Raw genomic sequence first — 17,428 nt, forward strand, 5'->3', positions numbered from 1 at the left:
CCTCGGGGTGGGCCGGTGCGTACCTGAGGCACGCACACGAGTCTTCGACCTCGATCGCGCTTGAGGTCAAGGCCGTTGTCAGTGCCCTGTGCCACGGTGGATCCATGGCGATCGACGGCGAGGCGGGCACGGCGGGCGGGACACACGGCACGGCACGAGGCGCGGGGCGAGGCGGGGCGCGGGGCGCCGCCCCACACCGGAAGACGGCGCGCAAGGCGGCCCCGACGGCCAGGCTGCCAGATGTGAGGCTGCCTCCGCTACGCCCGTACGGGGGATCCGACCTGGAGCCCGAGGGGGATTACGACGGCCTGGAGTTCACCGAGGCGGATTTCGTGGGCCAGCGGGCCCGGGGCGCCCGTTTCATGGACTGCCGGATCCAGCGCTGCGCCCTGGACGAGGCGCGCCTCTCCCGGGTCCGCTTCGTGGACTGCGTCCTGGACGGCATCCGCGGGGTGGGCACGGACCTGGCGGAGGCGACCCTGCGGGACGTGGAGCTGACGGACGCCCGGCTCGGCGGGGTCCAGCTGCACGGCGGTGTCCTTGAGCGGGTCGTCGTGCGCGGCGGCAAGATCGACTATTTGAATCTGCGCAAGGCGAGCCTGAGGGACGTGACGTTCGAGGGCTGTGTGCTCTCGGAGGCGGATTTCGGAGGGGCGAGCCTGGAGCGGGTGGTCTTCCGCGACTGCGCGCTGCGCCGCGTGGACTTCACGGCCGCCCGGATGAAGGACGTCGATCTGCGGGAGGCCGCCGAGCTGGACGTCGAGCGGGGGATCGAACGGCTGTCGGGGGCGGTCATCAGCCCCGCGCAGCTGCTGGACCTGGCACCCGCGTTCGCCGCGCAGCTGGGGGTGCGGGTGGAGGCGGTGGCCGTGGGCTGAGGGGGCGGTGGGTCAGGGCTGGGGCCGGTCATAGGCGCCGGGGTGCCCGGGGGGGGGCTTTCCCCTGCCCGCCCCTTCCCGCCGCATCCGATGTGCGGCTCCGCCGCGTTGCGGGGGCGAGCCCCCGGACCCCCGTCCCGCGCTGCCGCGCGGTGTCACACCCGCGGGAAGCGGCTCTGGAGGTCCCAGACGACGGGGTTGTCGGCGAGGCCCTCGTGCATATCCGAGAGGTCGGCGATCAGGTCGTGCAGGAAGTCGCGGGCCTCGCGGCGCAGCGCCTTGTGGTTGAAGGTGAGCGCGGGCTCGTCCGCCGGCATCCAGTCGGCGGAGACCTCCACCCAGCCGAAGCGCCGTTCGAAGAGCATGCAGTCGGTGGACTCGGTGAAGTCCAGCTCGGCGAACTGCGGGGTGGACGCCCGGTTGCCCCGGGGATCGCGGTCGACCTGCTCGATCACGTCGCACAGCGCCCACGCGAAGTCCAGCACGGGCACCCATCCCCAGGCTGTGGACAGCTCGCGGTCGGTCTTCACGTCGGCGATGTAGACGTCGCCGCAGAAGAGGTCGTGGCGCAGCGTCCGTACGTCCGCGGTGCGGTAATCCGTCTGCGGGGGGTCGGGGAAGCGGCGCGAGAGCGAGTAGCCGAGGTCGATCACGACTCGATGGTGTCACGCCCGCCGGGTCCGCGCGTAAACGTGTACGAACGGGTCCGCGCCCCCCACCTGTGGAGGCGGTGGGGGGCGCGGGGTGCGGTGATCATGGGAGGGGGGTGTCACCGCACGGTGACCGGGTCGGGCGGGCGGGGTGTCACCGGGTGCCGACCACCCGGTGCCGGCCGTCCGGCGTCGGTCGTCCGGCACCGGTCACCCGGTGTCGAGCCGTCGCCGGCGGTGGGACGGGCCGTCCGGCGCCGGTCGCCCGGCGTCGGGGCCGTCCTTCGGTCAGGCGGTCACTTGACGTTGATCGCGGTCCAGGCCGCAGCGACCGTCTTGTACTCCGTGCTGGTGGCGCCGTAGAGGTCCGCGGTGGCCTTCAGGGTGCCGGCGCGGGCCGCCTTGTAGTTGGTGGTGGAGGTGAAGTACGTGGTCAGGGCCTTGTACCAGATCTTGGTGGCCTTGTCCCGACCGATGCCGGTGATCTTGGAGTTGTTGTAGGTGGGGCTGTTGTAGCTCACACCGTTGATCGTCTTCGCGCCGCTGCCCTCGGCCAGCAGGTAGAAGAAGTGGTTGGCCGGGCCCGACGAGTAGTGGACGTCGGTGTTGCCGAGGCCGGAGGACCAGTAGTCCTTCGACGCGCCGTCCTTGCTCGGCTTGTCCATGTAGCGCAGCGGGGTGCCGTCGCCGTTGATGTTGATCTCTTCGCCGATGAGGTAGTCACCGGTGTCGGAGGAGTTGTTGGCGAAGAACTCGGTGGCGGTGCCGAAGATGTCGGAGGTGGCCTCGTTCAGGCCGCCCGACTCGCCGCTGTAGTTCAGGTTGGCGGTCGCCGAGGTGACGCCGTGCGTCATCTCGTGGGCCGCGACGTCGAGGGCGGTCAGCGGGTTGGCGTTGTTCTCACCGTCGCCGTACGTCATGCAGAAGCACTCGTCGTCCCAGAAGGCGTTGACGTAGCCGTTGCCGTAGTGGACGCGCGAGTAGGCACCCTTGCCGTCGTTCTTGATGCCGCTGCGGCCGAGGACGTTCTTGTAGAAGTCCCAGGTCGTGGCCGCGCCGTAGTGGGCGTCCACGCCGGCGGTCTGACGGCCGCCGCCCCAGACGTCGTCGGCGTCGGTGAAGATCGTGCCGGTGCCGGACGAGCCCTGGTTGAGGTCGTACGTCTTGTGGCCGCCGCGGGCGCTGTCGTTGAGCTGGAAGGTCGTCCCGCTCTTCGTCGTGGTCAGGTTGACCTTGCCGCTGTAGGTGCTGGTGCCCGTGCCGGTGTGGACGCCCTCGCGCTGGAAGAGCTTCTTGCCGGTGGCCGCGTCGGTGATGACGTGCAGCTTGCTCGGGGTGCCGTCCTTCTGGACGCCGGTGACGACGGTCTCGTAGGCGAGGACGGGCTTGCCGCTCGCGGCCCAGACGACCTTGCGCGGGGACTGGGTGTCGGCCTTGGCCGTCTTCTCCTCGGCGGCGGCGCTCAGGGCGCTCTTCTTCGCCGCGGCGGGGGCGAGGGACGGCGTCGTGGTGGGCACGGCTATGTCGGCCTCGGTCGCCTTGTCGACGCTGCGCTTGCCGCTCTTGGCCTCGTGGACGACGAGGTCGCCGCCGAGGACGGGCAGGCCGTCGAAGGTGCGCTCGTAGCGCGTGTGCACGGTGCCGTCGGCGTCCTTGATGACGTCACGGACGACGAGCTTCTCCTTGCCGCTGAGACCGATCTTGGCGGCGGTGGAGGCCGCGTCGGTCTGCGCACCCTTGATCGCGGCGACCCGCTGGTCGGCCGAGAGCGTCAGCTGCTGGGCGCCGGTGGCGCGGTCGGCGGAGGCGCTCGCCGCGCCGCTCTGCACGCCGACGACGACCATCGCGGCGGAGGCGACCAGGGCGGCGGCACGCAGGGTGTTCTTGCGGGAGGTGGAGGTGATGCTTCTCAACTCTGACTCCTAAACAGGCGGGCCATGAATCCATGGCCCTGTATGGGGGGTTGGGGCAGCCGAGGTCATCGGCCGCCCGATGAAGCAAAGGTGAAGCCTGGGTGGTGCAGGAGTGGTGCAGGAGCGAATTGAGGAGAGAGTGCCACCGATTGGAAGACATTGACAGGGGCGCAACAAGGATTTGACCTGCCCTTCTCCGTTGAGCGGTGGATTGATTCCGCTATGCGGTGAACTGCACCCCGTTGGTCCGGACTTGGATTGTCACGTATGGGCGTTCCGCGATCAGGATTGGATGCGATTGCATACGGAGCAGCGAAATTGCATGCAAGCCGAAAGCGGGGAGCGAAGGGGCGTACCGGAACGAAGGGGGCGTCAGGAACCGCGCTGCCGAAGCTGTCAAGGGTGCGGCGCCGGTGTCGGGTCGGCGCAGTGCCGGTGTCGAGCCGGTGCCGAGCCGGTGTCGAGTCGGCGCGGCGCCGGTGGTGTCGTACCGGCTCAGGGCAGCAGGCGCTGCTCCTTCGCCACGGCGACCGCGCCCGAGCGGGTGTCGACCCCCAACTTGTCGTAGATACGGCCCAAATGGGTTTTCACAGTGGCCTCGCTGATGAACAACGCACGGGCGATCTCACGGTTCCCGAGGCCACGGGCGAGCTGCCCGAGGATGTCACGCTCGCGCTCCGTCAGGGAGGGCCGAACGGCCCCCCGCATCCGGGCCATCACCCTCCCCGCCACCGGCGGCGACAACGCCGTCCGCCCCTCGGCGGCGGCCTGGATGGCGGAGAAGAGCTCCTCGGGCCGCTCCGCCTTCAGCAGATAGCCCGTCGCGCCCGCCTCGATCGCGCGCGTGATGTCGGCGTCCGTGTCGTACGTCGTCAGCACCAGGACGTAAGGGCCCGCGGAACCGCCGCGTCCGGCCGCGTCGGCGACGATCCGCCGGGTCGCCTCGATACCGTCCATCCCGGCCCCGAGCTGGAGGTCCATCAGCACGACGGCGGGCCGCAGCCGCGCCGCCAGCGTCACGGCCTCCGCGCCGTCGCCCGCCTCCCCGACCACCTCGACACCGGGGGCGCTGGCCAGCAGCGCGCGCAGTCCGGCCCGTACGACGGCGTGGTCGTCGCAGAGCAGGACGCGTACCGGAGCGGAGGGTCCGGGCGCGGGGGGTTCCGGCACGGTGGATTCCGGCGGCGTGTTCATGACGTCTCCAAGGGCGAGGCGATCGGCACGGCCGCGGACAGGACGGTGCCCTCACCGGGCGCGGACTCCACCGTGAGCGTCCCGCCGAGCTGGCGCACCCGGGCCCGCATCGCGGGCAGCCCGTGCCCGCGCTCCCCGGCGGCCGGCGCGGGCGCGGCGGGATCGAACCCCCGCCCGTCGTCGGCGATGTCCAGGACCACCTGATCACCCAGATAGCTGAGGGTGACCGCCGCCGTGGTCGCGCCGGCGTGCTCCCGTACGTTCGCCAACGCGCCCTGCGCGATCCGCAGCAGCGCCGACCGCACCCGCTCCGGCAGCGGTACGGGCGTGCCGTCGACATGGAACCGCACCTCGGGGGCGGCACCGGTCTCCTCGCCACGCTCGCCGGCGAGCTCCCGGAGCGCGTCCTCCAGGCCCAGCCCGCCGTCGAACTGCGGCGGCGCCAGGTCGTGCACGAACCGCCGGGCCTCGGCCAGCCCGCGCGCCGCGACCTCCGCCGCCGTACGGACGTGGCGGCGCGCCGCGCCGGGGTCGGAGTCCCAGGTCCGCTCCGCCGCCTGCAACAGCATCCGCTGACTGGACAGCCCCTGCGCGAGCGTGTCGTGGATCTCCATCGACAGCCGCTGCCGCTCGGCGAGCGCGCCCTCGCGCCGCTCGGTCGCGGCCAGTTCGCGGCGGGTCCGCAGCAGGTCCTCGATCAGCGACCGCTGCCGCGCCGACTGCCGCTGGGTGCGGACGAGGACGGCCGTGGCGATCGCCGCGACGGCGGGCGGCGCGAGCACCAGATTGGGGTCGAAGCCGTCGGCGAGCCGCAGCTGGGCCACGACGACGAGCGTGGTGAGGAAGACGACCAGGGCCAGGGCGGCCCGGGTGGGCAGGGTGCGCAGGCCCGTGAAGAACAGCGGCACCGCGCACCAGGCGAAGCTCGGCGCGAGCACCACCAGCACCGCCCACACCGCGACGACCGCCCCCAGCCACAGCCGCTGCCGTGCCCGGCCGAGGGGACGCACGGCGCCCATGAGGTGCAGGAGAGCCAGTGTGACGCTGAGGGCGACGATCCAGGGGGTGCGGGGCTCGCCGGGGTGACGGATGAGGAAGCGGGCGAACGAGGCGCCCAGGAGGAGGAAGAAGGCGGCGTGCATCACCGCGCCGAAGCGACGTCCGTCGGGGTCGGCGGCGACGTCTGGATCGGGGTGGCGCACGGTGCTCCTCGCCGGAGGGATGGGGTCCAGACCGTTCTAACCCGCGCGGGCCGCGCCCGCATCATCCGATCGGTCGACCCCCGGGTCCGACGAGGGGCCACGCGGGAGCAGCCGGGACGCCGATGCCCGGGGGGCGGGCCGCGCCAAGGATGGAAGGGCGGGCCGGAGCCGCCCCGGGACGACCCGGGGCGGCCCGGCACGATCCGGTGGCCACGGCCACGGCCACGGCCACGGCACGTCGCTACGGCGACCGCCGGACCGCAGCCTCAGCGACAGCCCCGGAGCCGGCCACGGCCGGAACCACAGCCACAGCCATAGCCGGCGACAGCCGCAGTGACAGGGAGTCCGCCATGACGAACACGCCCACCGCCCACGACGTGACCACCGCCCAGCCCGCGAAGAAGCGGAAGCTGTCCACCCGCGCCCGGCTGATCACCGGCGGTGCCGCCGTGGCCGTGGCCGCCGCCGGTACGTTCGGGGCGGTGGCCGTCGCCGCCCCGGCCGCCCCGGCCGTAGCCAAGGCCGGCGCCCCCGCGCAGGGCAAGCACCTCACGCAGTCGACCCACCTGACGCTGGACGCGGCCACGAAGGCGGCACAGGGCGCCCTGGCCGCCGCGAAGAAGGAGGGCCAGAAGGTCTCCGTCGCCGTGGTGGACCGCAACGGCAACACCCTGGTGACCCTGCGCGGCGACGGCGCGGGCCCGCAGTCGTACGAGTCGGCCGTCCGGAAGGGCTTCACGGCCGTCTCCTGGAACGCCCCCACCTCCGAGCTGGTCAAGCGCCTCCAGAACGCCCCGAACCTCAAGGACATCCCGGGCACCCTGTTCCTCCCGGGTGGCGCGCCGGTGCAGGCGCAGGGCGGTCCCGTCGCGGGCATCGGCGTCGCGGGCGCGCCCAGCGGCGACCTGGACGAGAAGTTCGCCCAGGCGGGTGTCGCGGCGCTCGGTTAGTCTGCGCGGGACGCGGCGGGGGCCGAGCCCCCGTCCGGGCGCGGGCGCAAAGGGGAACAGTGCAGATCTTGACCTTCGCCGAGGAGGACGTACCGACGGAGCTGCGCGCCCGCGCCGACGCCCTGCGTGAGCAGGCGTGGCCGGGCGGTGGGCCGCACGACCCCGCGCTGCGGCCCGTCACCATGCTGCTGGTCTCCCCGGAGGGTGACGTACCGGCCGCGCTGGACATCCTCTCCAAGCGGATCACCCATGGCGGTCGGCCGTACCGCGCCGCCGGTCTGAGCGCCGTCGTCACGGACGTGGCGCACCAGGGCAAGGGGTACGGCCGGCGGCTCGTGGCCGCCGCTCGTGAGGCGATCGGGGAGAGCGGCGCGGACCTGGGCCTCTTCACCTGCGACCGCCCGCTGCGGCGCTTCTACGAGCGGGCCGGCTGGGACGTCCTGGAGGGCGCCGTCCTCGTCGGCGGCACCCCGGGCGATCCGTTCCCCAGCGACGGGCCCGGCTTCGACAAGGTCACGCTGGCCGGGTTCTTCACGGAGCGGGCGAAGCGCGACGCGGGTGCCTTCCGGCACAGCCGCGTCGAGCTGTATCCGGGCGAGACCGACCGGCTCTGGTGAAGCCGCCTCGCGCCGGGGCGCGCGGGCCCGGGTTGTTGCCGCGCGGGGGGCAGGGCTGCCGCGTGGGGCCAGGGCTACCACGCGGGGCCACGGCTGCCCTGCGGGCTAGGGCTGCGGAGGGCGCTGCTCGCCTCCGGGCTTCTCCTGCGTACCGAGCTGTTCGTTGATCTTCTGCTGGGCCGTGTCGACCTGGCTCTGGTACTTGTTCTGCGTCTTGGCGTCGAAGGCGTCACCGGCCTTCTCGACGCCTTGGCGGGCCTGATCCTCGTGTCCCTTGAGCAGACCCTTGAGCTTGTCGAGCATGGACATAACAGTCCTCCTCACGGAACGCTGACGCACCCAGCATCTCCGCATTCCGGCGGGACCGCACCTCCGGCGAACGGCGCGCGGGAGCCCCCGGACGGCGCGCGGGGCCCGGAGGGCGTGAGGGGTGTGTCAGCCGGTGCTCGTGTATCCGCAGTTCCAGCACTTGTACACACCGTTGCCCATCGACTGCATCATGTTCTGGCAGTTCGGGCAGGCCATCGCGAGCGGCGGTATCGCGAGCGGGCGTATCAGCCGCCCGTGCTCAGCCCTCTGGGGCAGTTCGGGCAGACTCCGCGGACGACCACCGGCGAGGTGGCGTCCCCGGGGCTCTCCGCCGCGACGACGACATGGAGCGCATGACCGCACTCCGGGCATCGCTCGTGCTCGTGGTCCCTGTCGCCGATCGCCGCGGCGAGGATCCGTTCGAGCGAGTCGCCGTTGCCGTCGTCCATGGTGCGCGTGTCCTGTCTCCACGGGTTCCCCTCCTTGGGTAACTGTGTACCCGCCCCGTCCCTGCCCAACTCCGCTGCTGAGCCCGTGGTTACGCGCCCGTACGGTCCCCCGTGCCGGGCGCGCGCCGCCTTTCTTGTCACGCGCGGTGGACGCTGCGCCAGTGGCTTCGGAGGAGGACGGTGTAGTCCGTGGCCTTGGTGTGCTCTCCCGCGAGCCAGGCGGTGTGCCGGGACACGCGGAGGTGGGTGCAGTCGGGGCAGGGGAGGTTGATGGGGCGGCGGTCTTCTTCCGTTGCGGCGGTGTTTGTGCCTGTCTCCGTGCCCGGGTTGGCCTGATCGATCACTTGTGGTTCCCCTCGCGGATTCCTTGCTGACTGTGTCCGTAGCGTTGCGGCGTGGGGATAGCCTCGGAAGGGGTGGTCTCATTACAACGGGCCTGCAAGGCAGGGGAGTTAGGCTGTGGCCAATGGTCGCGGAGCGGGCAAGTTCGGCCAAGGTAGGGCCGGGTGGCGCTTTTTCGGATCCGAGCTGAAGCGCTGGCGCGAGGCCGCTGGGTTGACTCAGCAGGAGCTGGCCTTACGGGTGTTCTGTTCAGGCTCATACATCGGGCAGTTCGAGACGGGCATTCGCAGACCTCAGCCCGAGGTGGCGCAGCGGATTGACGAGGAGCTCAAGTCCGACGGCTTTTTCGGGCGAATGTGCGATGAGTTGATCAACGGCTCGCTGAATGTCCACTACTTCACGGAATCGGCGTACAAGAAGGGCTTGTCCGAGTACTTTGCGGAAGCGGCATACCTGGAAGGCTTGGCCCACGCGATCCGAGAGTACGCGCCAGTGTTCGTGCCGGGGCTGCTCCAGACGGAGGCGTATGCGAGGGCTGTGTTCCTCGCGGGGTACCCGGGCCTGTCGGATGCGGAGATTGAGTCCCGGGTAGCCGCGCGGCTCGAGAGGCAAGGCATCCTGGAGGACCCAACAAAGCCTTTGTTGTGGGCGGTCATCGATGAGAACACCATCAGGCGCAAGGTAGGCGGAGCCTCCGTGATGAGTGAACAGCTCATGCATGTGGCTCGTCTGGCGCGCGCCCGACGGATCACCCTGCAGGTGCTGCCCTTCGAGGTGGCAGTCCCGGCATTGTCCGGATCGCTCAAACTCATGGCCTTCGCGGATGCCCCGGTGGTCGCATATTCCGAGGCTGCCCACTCCGGGGGACTGATGGATGATCCTGCCCGCGTGGCAGCCCTTGAACGGGCTTACGACCTGACCATGGCCACCGCGCTGCCGCCGGCGGCCTCCTTGGAGCTTGTCCAATCGGTAGCCGCGGGGTACGCGAGTGAGTGTGGGTGGACTTCCTGACGGCCCTGAAGCGCGTCTGAGTTCTTACGGCCCCGGCGGTTCCGGACATTGTGGCCCCACCCGACGCGGGCGGCAGGAGCCACGCGCGATGCCGTGAAGCCCTCCGGAGAGGTCCTGGGGCGCGCGGGCGGCGCACGTGGGGCGGCCGTGGTCGCTGAGGAAAACCCGGCGGGCGCCCCGCGTGGCAGAGAACAGCTTTAGGTGCATACGCCCTCTTTTATGGGAACCCGACCCCAGGCATTCTCCCTGGGGTGCCGCCACCGGCATGTGTGCCGGGCGCCCCGGCCCTGCCTCGCGTGGCGGTGCGCGGACGTTCGTCCGATCCGCGATCCGTGATCCGAGGAAAGGTCAGGAGGGTCCCCGTGCCCCAGCAGCCCGATCCCGTTCTCGATGCCGTCCCCGAACCCGCGCCCGCCCCGGAGGCCCCCGCGCCGGAGGCGCCCACGCTGCGCGTGCTGGCGAACGTCGCGGCGGCCCCGGTGGCGAGCACGCCCATCCCTCCGTACACCGACTGCTTACGGTTGAACGCCACGGGCGCGGTCCAGAGCTTCGTCGTTCCCGATGGCGTCACCGTGATCAACGCCCGTGTGTGGGGTGCGGGCGGCCAGAGCTGGCCCGACTACCGCCACTACGGCGGCGGTGGGGGGTTCGCGTCGGGTGACATCAGTGTGGTCCCGGGAGAGACGCTGAACGTGGTGGTCGGTCAGCCGGGAGGCTTCGGAGGGGGCGGCACCGGCCTGGGCGCCGGTGGCGGGCTGAGCGGGCTGTACAGCCCCCGGTCGCAGCGGCCGCTGCTCGTCGCGGGCGGTGGTGGTGGTTCCACCTCCTTCACGGACGGGAGCGGCGGGAACGGAGGGGCCGGTGGCGGCCACAGCGGAGCCGCGGGTGCGGGGTTCGTCCCCGGCAAGGGCGCTGTAGGGGCGACGGGCGGGGCCGGCGGTGCCGACAACCACGGCAACCGCGGGGGACGGGGAGGCGACCTCGGTTCTCCGGGCGGTGCCAACGCCCGCGGGGTGCCCGGCGGTGTCGTACCCATCACCGGCCTGGGCGGCGGCGGTGGCGCCGGCATCCAGGTCCCGAACGGTCAGTGGCGCGGCTCGGGAGGCGGGGCCGGCTACGCGGGGGGCGGCGGTGCCGCCTGTGACGCGGGCGCGGCTTCCGTGGGCGGCGGCGGGGGCGGAGGCAGCGGCTTCGCGGCCGGTCCGGGTGTGTCGGGCGGGGTGACGATCGCGGGTTCCGGCCGCTACGCGGCCAATAAGTCGGACCCGCTCTACCAAGCGGGGATCGGCGACGACTACCAGCCCGGTCAAGTGGTGCTGCAATGGCGGGTCCCGGCGATCACGGTGGTGCCGGGCGGGCCGCCGGACGTGACGCTGAGGCCCGGGGGCGAGACCGGGTATCCGGGCGTGAGGGTGCGCGCGGAGGAGGAAGCCACGGGTCTCCGCCGCACGGTTCGTGTGACCCTGCCCCCGGGGGAGGGACTTCAGTTCGTCGAGGAAGGCGCCCCGGGGTACACACTCACCGTGTGGGATGCCTCCGGCGGCCTGTCCTACTCGCTCGGGACCCTGTCCGCGGACGGGCAGACCCTCACCTTCACGGATGTCCTCCTGGGGCTGGCGGGCGCGGGTTCGATCTCCACCATGTGGGTGGCCGTGAAGTCCACCGGCAGCCCCCGCCACGCGGATACGCAGCTGGCCTTCCAGGTGGGGGACCGGTCCTCGAACTCCACGCCCATCCACATCGTGGACCGGTAGCCGACCGGCCCCGGCGCGGCGTGGACACGGTCCGCCCTGCGGCGGTGACGGGTGTCAGGAGGGCGCTCCGAAGTTCGGGGGCAGGTTCTCGCCATCGGAAGGGGGCGGGATCGGCAGAGTCGCCTGTGGTGATACCGCGTCACCTGATTCAGCGATTTCCCCGCATACGCCCTGAGTTGGAGTACGACGGCGTGCGGGAGCGGATCGCTGCGGTGATCCGGGAACTGTGGAGGTGGATGCGACGGCGCTGACCGGAGGCTACGCAAATTAGCCTCCGGCCCAAGCATCCTCCGAGGCCCTCGTTGCGGACAGGCGGGTCCGTGGCGGGGGCCACCCTTGTGCGGGCTACCGGTAACAACTGGCCGGGCCGGGAGCCCGTACACCCGGCCGACTGCGTGGCTAGGCGGACATGAGTTTAGCGCCCGTACCGTGCGGACGCACTGCTTTGGCGGCCGCAGTACGCCCGAACGAGTCGGGGCCCCGGTAGCCGCGGTGGGCGGGGAGGGGCACCTTGCCCGCTCCCCGGGCCTGCGCCTCGCGTCAGGAGGACGCGCCGAAGTTCTGCGTCCACCAAGGGCCGTTCGCGCTGAAGTTGATGCCTACGCCGATCTCCTTGAACGAGCAGTTGAGGATGTTGTCGCGGTGGCCCTGGCTCTTCATCCAGCCGTCCATCGCCGTGCGGGCGTCCTTGGGGCTCTTGAAGATGTTCTCGCCGTACGTGCTCCAGCGGTATCCGGCGGCCGTGATGCGGTCGCCGGGGCCCTTGCCCTCGGGGCTGGTGTGGGAGTAGTAGTCGCGGGCGGCCATGTCGTCGGAGTGGCCCTGCGCGGCCGCCGTGAGCTTCGCGTTGACGGTCACGGCCGAGCAGCCGTGCTTGGCGCGCTCGGCGTTGACCATGTCCACCACCTGCTGGACGTGCGAGCCGTTCTTGCCGCCGCCGGCGGCGGGAGCGGCCGCGGCCGGGGCCTTACGGGCGGGCTTGGCGCCGGTGGGGGTGTCGGCCTTGGAGGCCGAGCCGGTCGTGGTGGTCTCGGAGCTGGTGCCGGGCTGGGACTTCGAGTCGGTGCCCGCGTCGCTCCCGGCCTTGTTGTCGGACTTTCCGTCCGGCTTTCCCGGCTTGTCGGACGCCTTGTCGCCGGGCTTCTTGTCCGCTGCCTTGCTCGCGCTGGGAGCCGCGCTGCTCGGGGCGGCCGACGCGGGGGCCGACCCGTCGGGCGTCGGTATTCCGGGCTGTCCCGGGGCCCGGTCCGCGGCCTGGACGGAGGTGGACTCGGTGGCCCGGTCGGACTTGCCGCCTCCGCCGCCCAGCGACTGGGCCACGCCGTAGCCGCCGCCCGCGACGGCTATGAGGGCGACCGCTCCGGTCACCACGACCGCCCGGCGGGGCCGCTTGCCGCGGCGGCGGCGCGAGCGGTCGGGCGTCGAGGTCGTGGGCTCATGGTTCACGAGGATCACTTCCGGTTCCGGTTCGAATCTGCCGAGCATTGGGCCTGTCACTCAGGAGACGCGGGGGCCGGACGTGGATAACAGAAATCCCGGAAAGATTTTCGGGTGCCGGATGTACGGGGCTACGGGTGCGCTCGCCCTTGGGCTGCAACTTCGCACATAGATACGGGGATTGGTGTGCGTCCGGGACGCGTCCGCCCGCGATACGGTGGCCTGGATTCGCCGTCGGTTTCGTTGCGGAACGACGGCGGCCCCCGACGGTGTGCAACCACCGGCCGGGGGCCTTCACCGCGAGGGCCCAAGGAGTCCCCCGAGATGCTTCGGCATGTTATCGCCCCCGAGCGATTCTTTTCCCAAGTTCCGAACGACATCATTCGCCACCCACGCCTCTCGGCCGCCGCCGTCCGTCTGCTCACCTGGCAGTTGTCCCTTCCGGGTGACGCCGACACCCCCCTGTCGGAAACCGCGGCCCAGGCAGGCATCAAGAAGACCGCGTTCATCCGCGCCAAGCGGGAGCTGATGGCGGAGGGCTACGTCCACGAGTGGCGCCGTCAGAGCGCGCGCGGCCGGTGGACGACGACGCAGTTGGTGTCGAACGTTCCGCTGTCCGCCGAGGAGGCGCTGTCCTTACGGGACGGGTTCCGTCCGACCGGCGCCGTACCGGCCGTCGGTGAGCCGACACCCCCGTCCGTCGGCCGTCACCCACACAACACCGGGGAGAACACGGACAACCCTCCCTCCCAGCCCTCCCCGGAACCGGCTGCGGCGGACGGCGTTCCGCAACCTCTGGTCGAACGCGGGGGACTGGTGATCGCCTCCGTGTCCCACCGGGACCGCAGGCTGCGTCTCACCGGTAGTGACGTGCGGCAACTCGCCGCCCTCGCCGGGGAATGGCTCCTGCGCGGCGCCACGGTCAAGGACCTGCGTGAGGCCCTGACGGACGGGCTTCCCGATCGTGTGCACTCACCCGTGGCCCTGATCAGGAACCGTCTGATCCGCAAGATGCCGGACGCCCCGCCCCTCGGCGCCCGGCCCCTCGCCCCGCTGCCGCTACGGGACTGCGCCGGCGGCTGCGCGCGGGTGTTCCGGCCGGTGGCGGACGAGACCCGGTGCCGGGACTGCCGTCGGGAGGCGGCCGAGGAGCGGCAGGGCGCGGGCTCTCGTCCAGCGCTGCTTCAGCCTTGGGGCGCGGTCCCCGCGGTCTCCGTGGGCCCGTCCACCTCCGGCGCCTTCCCCGGCAACGGATCCGGCGCCTTCCCCGGCAACGGATCCGGCGCCTTCCCCGGCAACGGACTCCGCGACGAAACCGGCAACTGCCCTGTCACCGGCTCCGTCTGACGGGCCCGCAGCCCGTTCAGGACCACGCTGAGGTTCCGCTCCCACTGGCCGTCGCTCGCGCGGATGTCCAGCGTGCGGGCGCTCGTCGACGCCGCCGCGAGGAGGAACGGGACGTCCTGCCACGGCACGTCCGCCCGTACGGCCCCGGCCTCCTGCGCGCGTTCGACCAGGCGCCGGACGAGGTCCCGCAGGCCGGCCAGGCGCGGGGCTAGGGCGTCGCCGCACGCACCCCCCATGGCTTCGCTGATGCCGCAGCTCTCCGTCCGCAGGCCCACGTACGCGGTGGCGAACGTGGACAGGCCGTTCCACGGATCCGGGTCCTCCAGGGCCCGTTCGCCCACGGTCAGGATCTCGTCGAGCACCTCGTCCAGCACCGTGCGGAGCAGCGCCTCCAGGGATGGAACCCGCCGGTAGAACGTGCCGACCCCGACCCCCGCGCGGCGGGCGATCTCATGCGCCGTGACGCTCACGCCGACCTCCGCGACGGCCACCCGGGCCGCCGAGACGAGCCGTTCGGCGTTGCGGCGGGCGTCGGCGCGGGGGACGCGCCCGGAGGCGTCGACCAGCAGGGGCTCGGGCAGTCGGCCGGGCGTCCGCTCGGGCAAGGGGTCGAGCAAGTGGTCGGCGGTGTCGCCGGGTCGGGTCATGGAACGACCCTACCCAACATCTGGACCGATCTTGTCCGCTTAGCTAGGGTGACCCGGTACCCAAACGGACAAGACCTGTCCGCTTGTTGGGGGAGGGGGAAGAGGGGCATGGAAGCCAAGAAGATACGCGTGGGCATCATCGGTGCCAACGCGGAACGGGGCTGGGCGCTACGAGCGCACCTGCCCGCCCTGCGGTCGTTAGCGGACTTCGAGATCAGCGCCGTCGGCACCAGGAGCGCGGAGAGCGCCCGCGCGGCCGCCCACGTGTTCGGCGCCGCCCACGCGTTCGGGGACGCGCGGCAGCTCGCCGAACACCCCGACGTGGACGTGGTCGTCCTCACCGTCAAGGTGCCCGCCCACGCCGAACTGGTCCGGACGGCGCTCGCCGCCGGCAAGCACGTCTACTGCGAGTGGCCACTGGCCCGTACGACCGAGGAGGCCGAGGAGCTCGCGGAGGCGGCTCGCGGGGCGGGCGTCCACCACACGATCGGGCTCCAGGCGCGGTACGCCCCCGCGATCGGCCGTGCGCGTGAACTGATCGCCGACGGCTATGTGGGGCGGGTGACCTCCGCGACCGTCTACTCCGCCCTCGGCATGGGCGCGGCGGGACAGGTCCCGGCCTGGGCGGCCTACATCCTCGACCGGCGCAACGGCGCCGGGATCCTGGAGGTCGCGGGCGGGCACACCCTCGACGCCCTCCAGTACGTACTCGGCGACTTCGCCGAGCTGTCCGCCGGCCTGTCGGTGCGGACACCCGTCCGTACCGTCGCCGAGACCGGCGCCGCGGTGGAGGTGACCAGCCCCGACCACCTGCTCCTCAACGGGACGCTCGCCGACGGCGCGGTCGTGTCGGCCCATATCCACGGGGCGAAGGTCTCGGAGGCCCGCACCCGGGTGGAGATCTCCGGCACGCGCGGGGACCTGGCCCTCGTCTCCGCCGGGCCGAACGGCGCGGCGGGCATCCAGATAGGGGAACTGAGGCTGCTCGGCAGCCATGTCGTCGACAGCGCGCAGCGGGAGATGCCCGTACCTCGGCGGCACCGGTGGGCGGCGGGGATGCCGCTCGGGGCCGAGGGGTTCAACGTGGCGCAGATGTACGGCCGGATCGCGTCCGATCTACGGACGGGGGCGCGGACGACTCCGGGGTTCGAGGAGGGGGTGCGGGTGCATCGTCTGCTCGACGCGATCCGGGTGTCGGCGGGGACGGGGGTGCGGCGGGGGGTGGGGTGACGGTGCGGTGCGGGTGGGTGCCGCTGCGCGGGGCTTTTCCCCAGCCCCGCCCCTTCCCGAAACCGGGGGCTCCGCCCCCGGACCCCCGGTCCTCAAACTCCCCCAGCTACCGCTGGGAGGTGCCCCCAGACGGGCTGACAATCAGCCCGTCCGGCACGCTTCAGCCGCGAACTCAGACGTTGACGCCGAAGTCCGGAGCCTATCTGACCAGGGCGCATAGCACCGCTGGCGCGGTAGGGCCAAATGCCCTGGTCAGAGGGTGGCACCGTGCTGACTTCGTGCTGACCTGTAGGACTCCTCAATGTCCCACTCCGGTTGGCCGGCAGCGGGTCATCCTGCCGGAGATCGGTTGTACTCCGCCATGGTGGCCTTCGAAGTGGAGGCATCCTTGAACGTGAGCTCCCACGGGCCCGTGTTCACGTCGAAGTCCTTGCCGAAGCCGACCCACTTCCCGGTCATCTTCCGGCCGGTGGGTTCGACCAGCAGCTGAATCGCTCCGTGGTAGATCGCTCCGGCGTAGTAGCCGTCCTGGGCAGTCTCCTCTCGCCACGTCCCCGTGACGACGTTCCCTTCGACTGTCAGGTCGAGGGTGAGCGGTGAGTCAGGGTTGGAGGAGCCTTCCGGCAGGGATCGCGCGGTGAGTTTGTTGCCGTGCTGGATGATCACCACGTAGTGCTCGCCGCTGAAGTCGGATGCTCGGCCTGATGAGTGGAATTCGTACCGGGACAGCCAGATCCCCGACAGGGTGCCGTGATCGCTGTGCTTGGTCATAGGAAAAGCACCTCCCGGGGCTGCGATGGCTCCCACCTTTACCGCCTCTCCTTGCACCGGCCGTCCGTGCCCGTTGGTCGTGCCCGTGTCCGTCGCCCGAGCGTTCGGGACCGGTATGGCGAACCCTAGGGCCTCGATCGGCAGCCCTGTGACCCGCTCTAAGGACCGGACGTAGACCGGCCTGGGCATGCCGACCTTCCCGGCCTCCCATCGCTGCACGTTGCGCTTGGCGCAGTCGTTCGGCTCACCGCGTTCCTTCCCGTCTTCACGTATGGCGAGAGCCAGATCGTCTTGGGACATACGCAGGCTGATTCTGACGGCGCGAAGGATCGTGTTGGGTTCGGCCACGTCTTCGACAGTAGGACGCCGGGCGACAGTTGGTCACGGGTTTTGACCGATCAATGACGCCGGAATGACACCTTGACGGTCGCCGCGCGGACGTGAGCCGCGCCGGTACACCTATGGCACTGACGGGGGCAGCGGCCGAAGGGACGAGCTGATGAGCACACGACAAGCACCACCGCAACGTGCACAGTCTCGCCGTCCTTCGGCGCATGCGATGAGCCGGTTTGAGGGCTGGAAGGTCACCCACGACGAGGGTCATGGAGAAGGGAGGACTGCGTGGCGTACGCACGGGGCGGAGGGCAGGCCCCCAAGCTCCCGGTGCCTGGGAGACCCCAGTCGGCCGGGCCGGCAAGTGCAGTGCACCACCACTCCAACAGGAGAA

At 71.4% G+C, this 17,428-nt stretch carries 16 protein-coding genes; 6 read left to right on the forward strand and 10 right to left on the reverse strand.

All coding sequences use genetic code 11. The annotated features are described in order from the left end of the window. Positions 1–104: 104 nt before the first annotated feature. Positions 105–878 (forward strand): pentapeptide repeat-containing protein, encoded by a 774-nt coding sequence (locus LUZ64_RS13495; protein WP_232390472.1) that lies wholly within the window; start codon positions 105–107, stop codon positions 876–878. 155 nt (positions 879–1,033) lie between these two features. On the opposite strand, the gene LUZ64_RS13500 is transcribed toward LUZ64_RS13495, so the two are convergent. The 4 genes from LUZ64_RS13500 to LUZ64_RS13515 all read right to left on the reverse strand — a co-directional run bounded on the left by LUZ64_RS13500 (position 1,034) and on the right by LUZ64_RS13515 (position 5,837). Then, positions 1,034–1,531 carry a hypothetical protein gene (locus LUZ64_RS13500; protein WP_232390471.1) on the reverse strand — a complete coding sequence of 166 codons (498 nt, stop codon included), beginning with the start codon at positions 1,529–1,531 and terminating at the stop codon, positions 1,034–1,036. A gap of 293 nt (positions 1,532–1,824) precedes the next feature. Continuing rightward, complete coding sequence (locus LUZ64_RS13505; protein WP_372472064.1) at positions 1,825–3,372, reverse strand: M4 family metallopeptidase; 1,548 nt, start codon at positions 3,370–3,372, stop codon at positions 1,825–1,827. Positions 3,373–3,936: 564 nt separating this feature from the next. Beyond that, on the reverse strand, positions 3,937–4,635 hold the full coding sequence (locus LUZ64_RS13510; protein WP_170116761.1) for a response regulator: 699 nt from the start codon (positions 4,633–4,635) through the stop codon (positions 3,937–3,939). Next, a complete protein-coding gene (locus tag LUZ64_RS13515) occupies positions 4,632–5,837 on the reverse strand; it encodes a sensor histidine kinase (RefSeq protein WP_372472059.1) in 1,206 nt (401 codons plus the stop codon). The genes LUZ64_RS13510 and LUZ64_RS13515 overlap by 4 nt, the downstream gene beginning before the upstream one ends. 350 nt (positions 5,838–6,187) lie before the next feature. Between LUZ64_RS13515 and LUZ64_RS13520 the strand changes: the two genes are divergently transcribed. Then, positions 6,188–6,787, forward strand: a complete 600-nt coding sequence (locus tag LUZ64_RS13520) for a GlcG/HbpS family heme-binding protein (protein WP_095581717.1) — start codon at positions 6,188–6,190, stop codon at positions 6,785–6,787. A gap of 59 nt (positions 6,788–6,846) precedes the next feature. Beyond that, complete coding sequence (locus tag LUZ64_RS13525) at positions 6,847–7,404, forward strand: GNAT family N-acetyltransferase (RefSeq protein WP_095581716.1); 558 nt, start codon at positions 6,847–6,849, stop codon at positions 7,402–7,404. A 105-nt stretch (positions 7,405–7,509) separates the two neighbouring features. Here the strand turns inward: LUZ64_RS13525 and LUZ64_RS13530 are convergent, their stop codons facing one another. The 3 genes from LUZ64_RS13530 to LUZ64_RS13540 all read right to left on the reverse strand — a co-directional run bounded on the left by LUZ64_RS13530 (position 7,510) and on the right by LUZ64_RS13540 (position 8,506). After that, complete coding sequence (locus tag LUZ64_RS13530) at positions 7,510–7,713, reverse strand: antitoxin (RefSeq protein ID WP_095581715.1); 204 nt, start codon at positions 7,711–7,713, stop codon at positions 7,510–7,512. Positions 7,714–7,958: 245 nt separating this feature from the next. Continuing rightward, positions 7,959–8,162 (reverse strand): hypothetical protein, encoded by a 204-nt coding sequence (locus LUZ64_RS13535; RefSeq protein ID WP_095581714.1) that lies wholly within the window; start codon positions 8,160–8,162, stop codon positions 7,959–7,961. Between the two features lie 137 nt (positions 8,163–8,299). Beyond that, complete coding sequence (locus LUZ64_RS13540; protein WP_095581713.1) at positions 8,300–8,506, reverse strand: hypothetical protein; 207 nt, start codon at positions 8,504–8,506, stop codon at positions 8,300–8,302. A 115-nt stretch (positions 8,507–8,621) separates the two neighbouring features. Between LUZ64_RS13540 and LUZ64_RS13545 the strand changes: the two genes are divergently transcribed. Beyond that, positions 8,622–9,515: a helix-turn-helix domain-containing protein gene (locus tag LUZ64_RS13545; RefSeq protein WP_095581712.1), complete on the forward strand. Its 894-nt coding sequence runs from the start codon at positions 8,622–8,624 to the stop codon at positions 9,513–9,515. Between the two features lie 362 nt (positions 9,516–9,877). Further along, positions 9,878–11,269, forward strand: coding sequence for a hypothetical protein (locus tag LUZ64_RS13550; RefSeq protein WP_232390470.1), 1,392 nt, complete (start codon positions 9,878–9,880; stop codon positions 11,267–11,269). 540 nt (positions 11,270–11,809) lie between these two features. On the opposite strand, the gene LUZ64_RS37495 is transcribed toward LUZ64_RS13550, so the two are convergent. Next, positions 11,810–12,715, reverse strand: coding sequence for a CAP domain-containing protein (locus LUZ64_RS37495; protein WP_170116889.1), 906 nt, complete (start codon positions 12,713–12,715; stop codon positions 11,810–11,812). Between the two features lie 1,175 nt (positions 12,716–13,890). Continuing rightward, a complete protein-coding gene (locus tag LUZ64_RS13560) occupies positions 13,891–14,700 on the reverse strand; it encodes a TetR/AcrR family transcriptional regulator (RefSeq protein ID WP_095583729.1) in 810 nt (269 codons plus the stop codon). Positions 14,701–14,808: 108 nt separating this feature from the next. Here LUZ64_RS13560 and LUZ64_RS13565 point away from each other — a divergent pair, with 108 nt between their 5' ends. Further along, complete coding sequence (locus LUZ64_RS13565; RefSeq protein WP_232390469.1) at positions 14,809–15,930, forward strand: Gfo/Idh/MocA family protein; 1,122 nt, start codon at positions 14,809–14,811, stop codon at positions 15,928–15,930. A gap of 330 nt (positions 15,931–16,260) precedes the next feature. On the opposite strand, the gene LUZ64_RS13570 is transcribed toward LUZ64_RS13565, so the two are convergent. Beyond that, positions 16,261–17,001, reverse strand: a complete 741-nt coding sequence (locus LUZ64_RS13570) for a transcriptional regulator (RefSeq protein ID WP_095583514.1) — start codon at positions 16,999–17,001, stop codon at positions 16,261–16,263. Positions 17,002–17,428 lie beyond the last annotated feature (427 nt).

Origin of the sequence: Streptomyces albireticuli (genome assembly GCF_021228125.1) — a bacterium.
Classification (GTDB): domain Bacteria; phylum Actinomycetota; class Actinomycetes; order Streptomycetales; family Streptomycetaceae; genus Streptomyces; species Streptomyces albireticuli.

What these genes read in the sequence shown, in the direction of transcription:
- LUZ64_RS13495 (WP_232390472.1), top strand. Translation starts at nt 105, where the DNA reads ATGGCGATCGACGGCGAGGCGGGCACGGCGGGCGGGACACACGGCACG.
- LUZ64_RS13505 (WP_372472064.1), bottom strand. Translation starts at nt 3,372, where the DNA reads ATGGTCGTCGTCGGCGTGCAGAGCGGCGCGGCGAGCGCCTCCGCCGAC.
- LUZ64_RS13510 (WP_170116761.1), bottom strand. Translation starts at nt 4,635, where the DNA reads ATGAACACGCCGCCGGAATCCACCGTGCCGGAACCCCCCGCGCCCGGA.
- LUZ64_RS13520 (WP_095581717.1), top strand. Translation starts at nt 6,188, where the DNA reads ATGACGAACACGCCCACCGCCCACGACGTGACCACCGCCCAGCCCGCG.
- LUZ64_RS13530 (WP_095581715.1), bottom strand. Translation starts at nt 7,713, where the DNA reads ATGTCCATGCTCGACAAGCTCAAGGGTCTGCTCAAGGGACACGAGGAT.
- LUZ64_RS13535 (WP_095581714.1), bottom strand. Translation starts at nt 8,162, where the DNA reads ATGGACGACGGCAACGGCGACTCGCTCGAACGGATCCTCGCCGCGGCG.
- LUZ64_RS13560 (WP_095583729.1), bottom strand. Translation starts at nt 14,700, where the DNA reads ATGACCCGACCCGGCGACACCGCCGACCACTTGCTCGACCCCTTGCCC.
- LUZ64_RS13565 (WP_232390469.1), top strand. Translation starts at nt 14,809, where the DNA reads ATGGAAGCCAAGAAGATACGCGTGGGCATCATCGGTGCCAACGCGGAA.
- LUZ64_RS13570 (WP_095583514.1), bottom strand. Translation starts at nt 17,001, where the DNA reads ATGTCCCAAGACGATCTGGCTCTCGCCATACGTGAAGACGGGAAGGAA.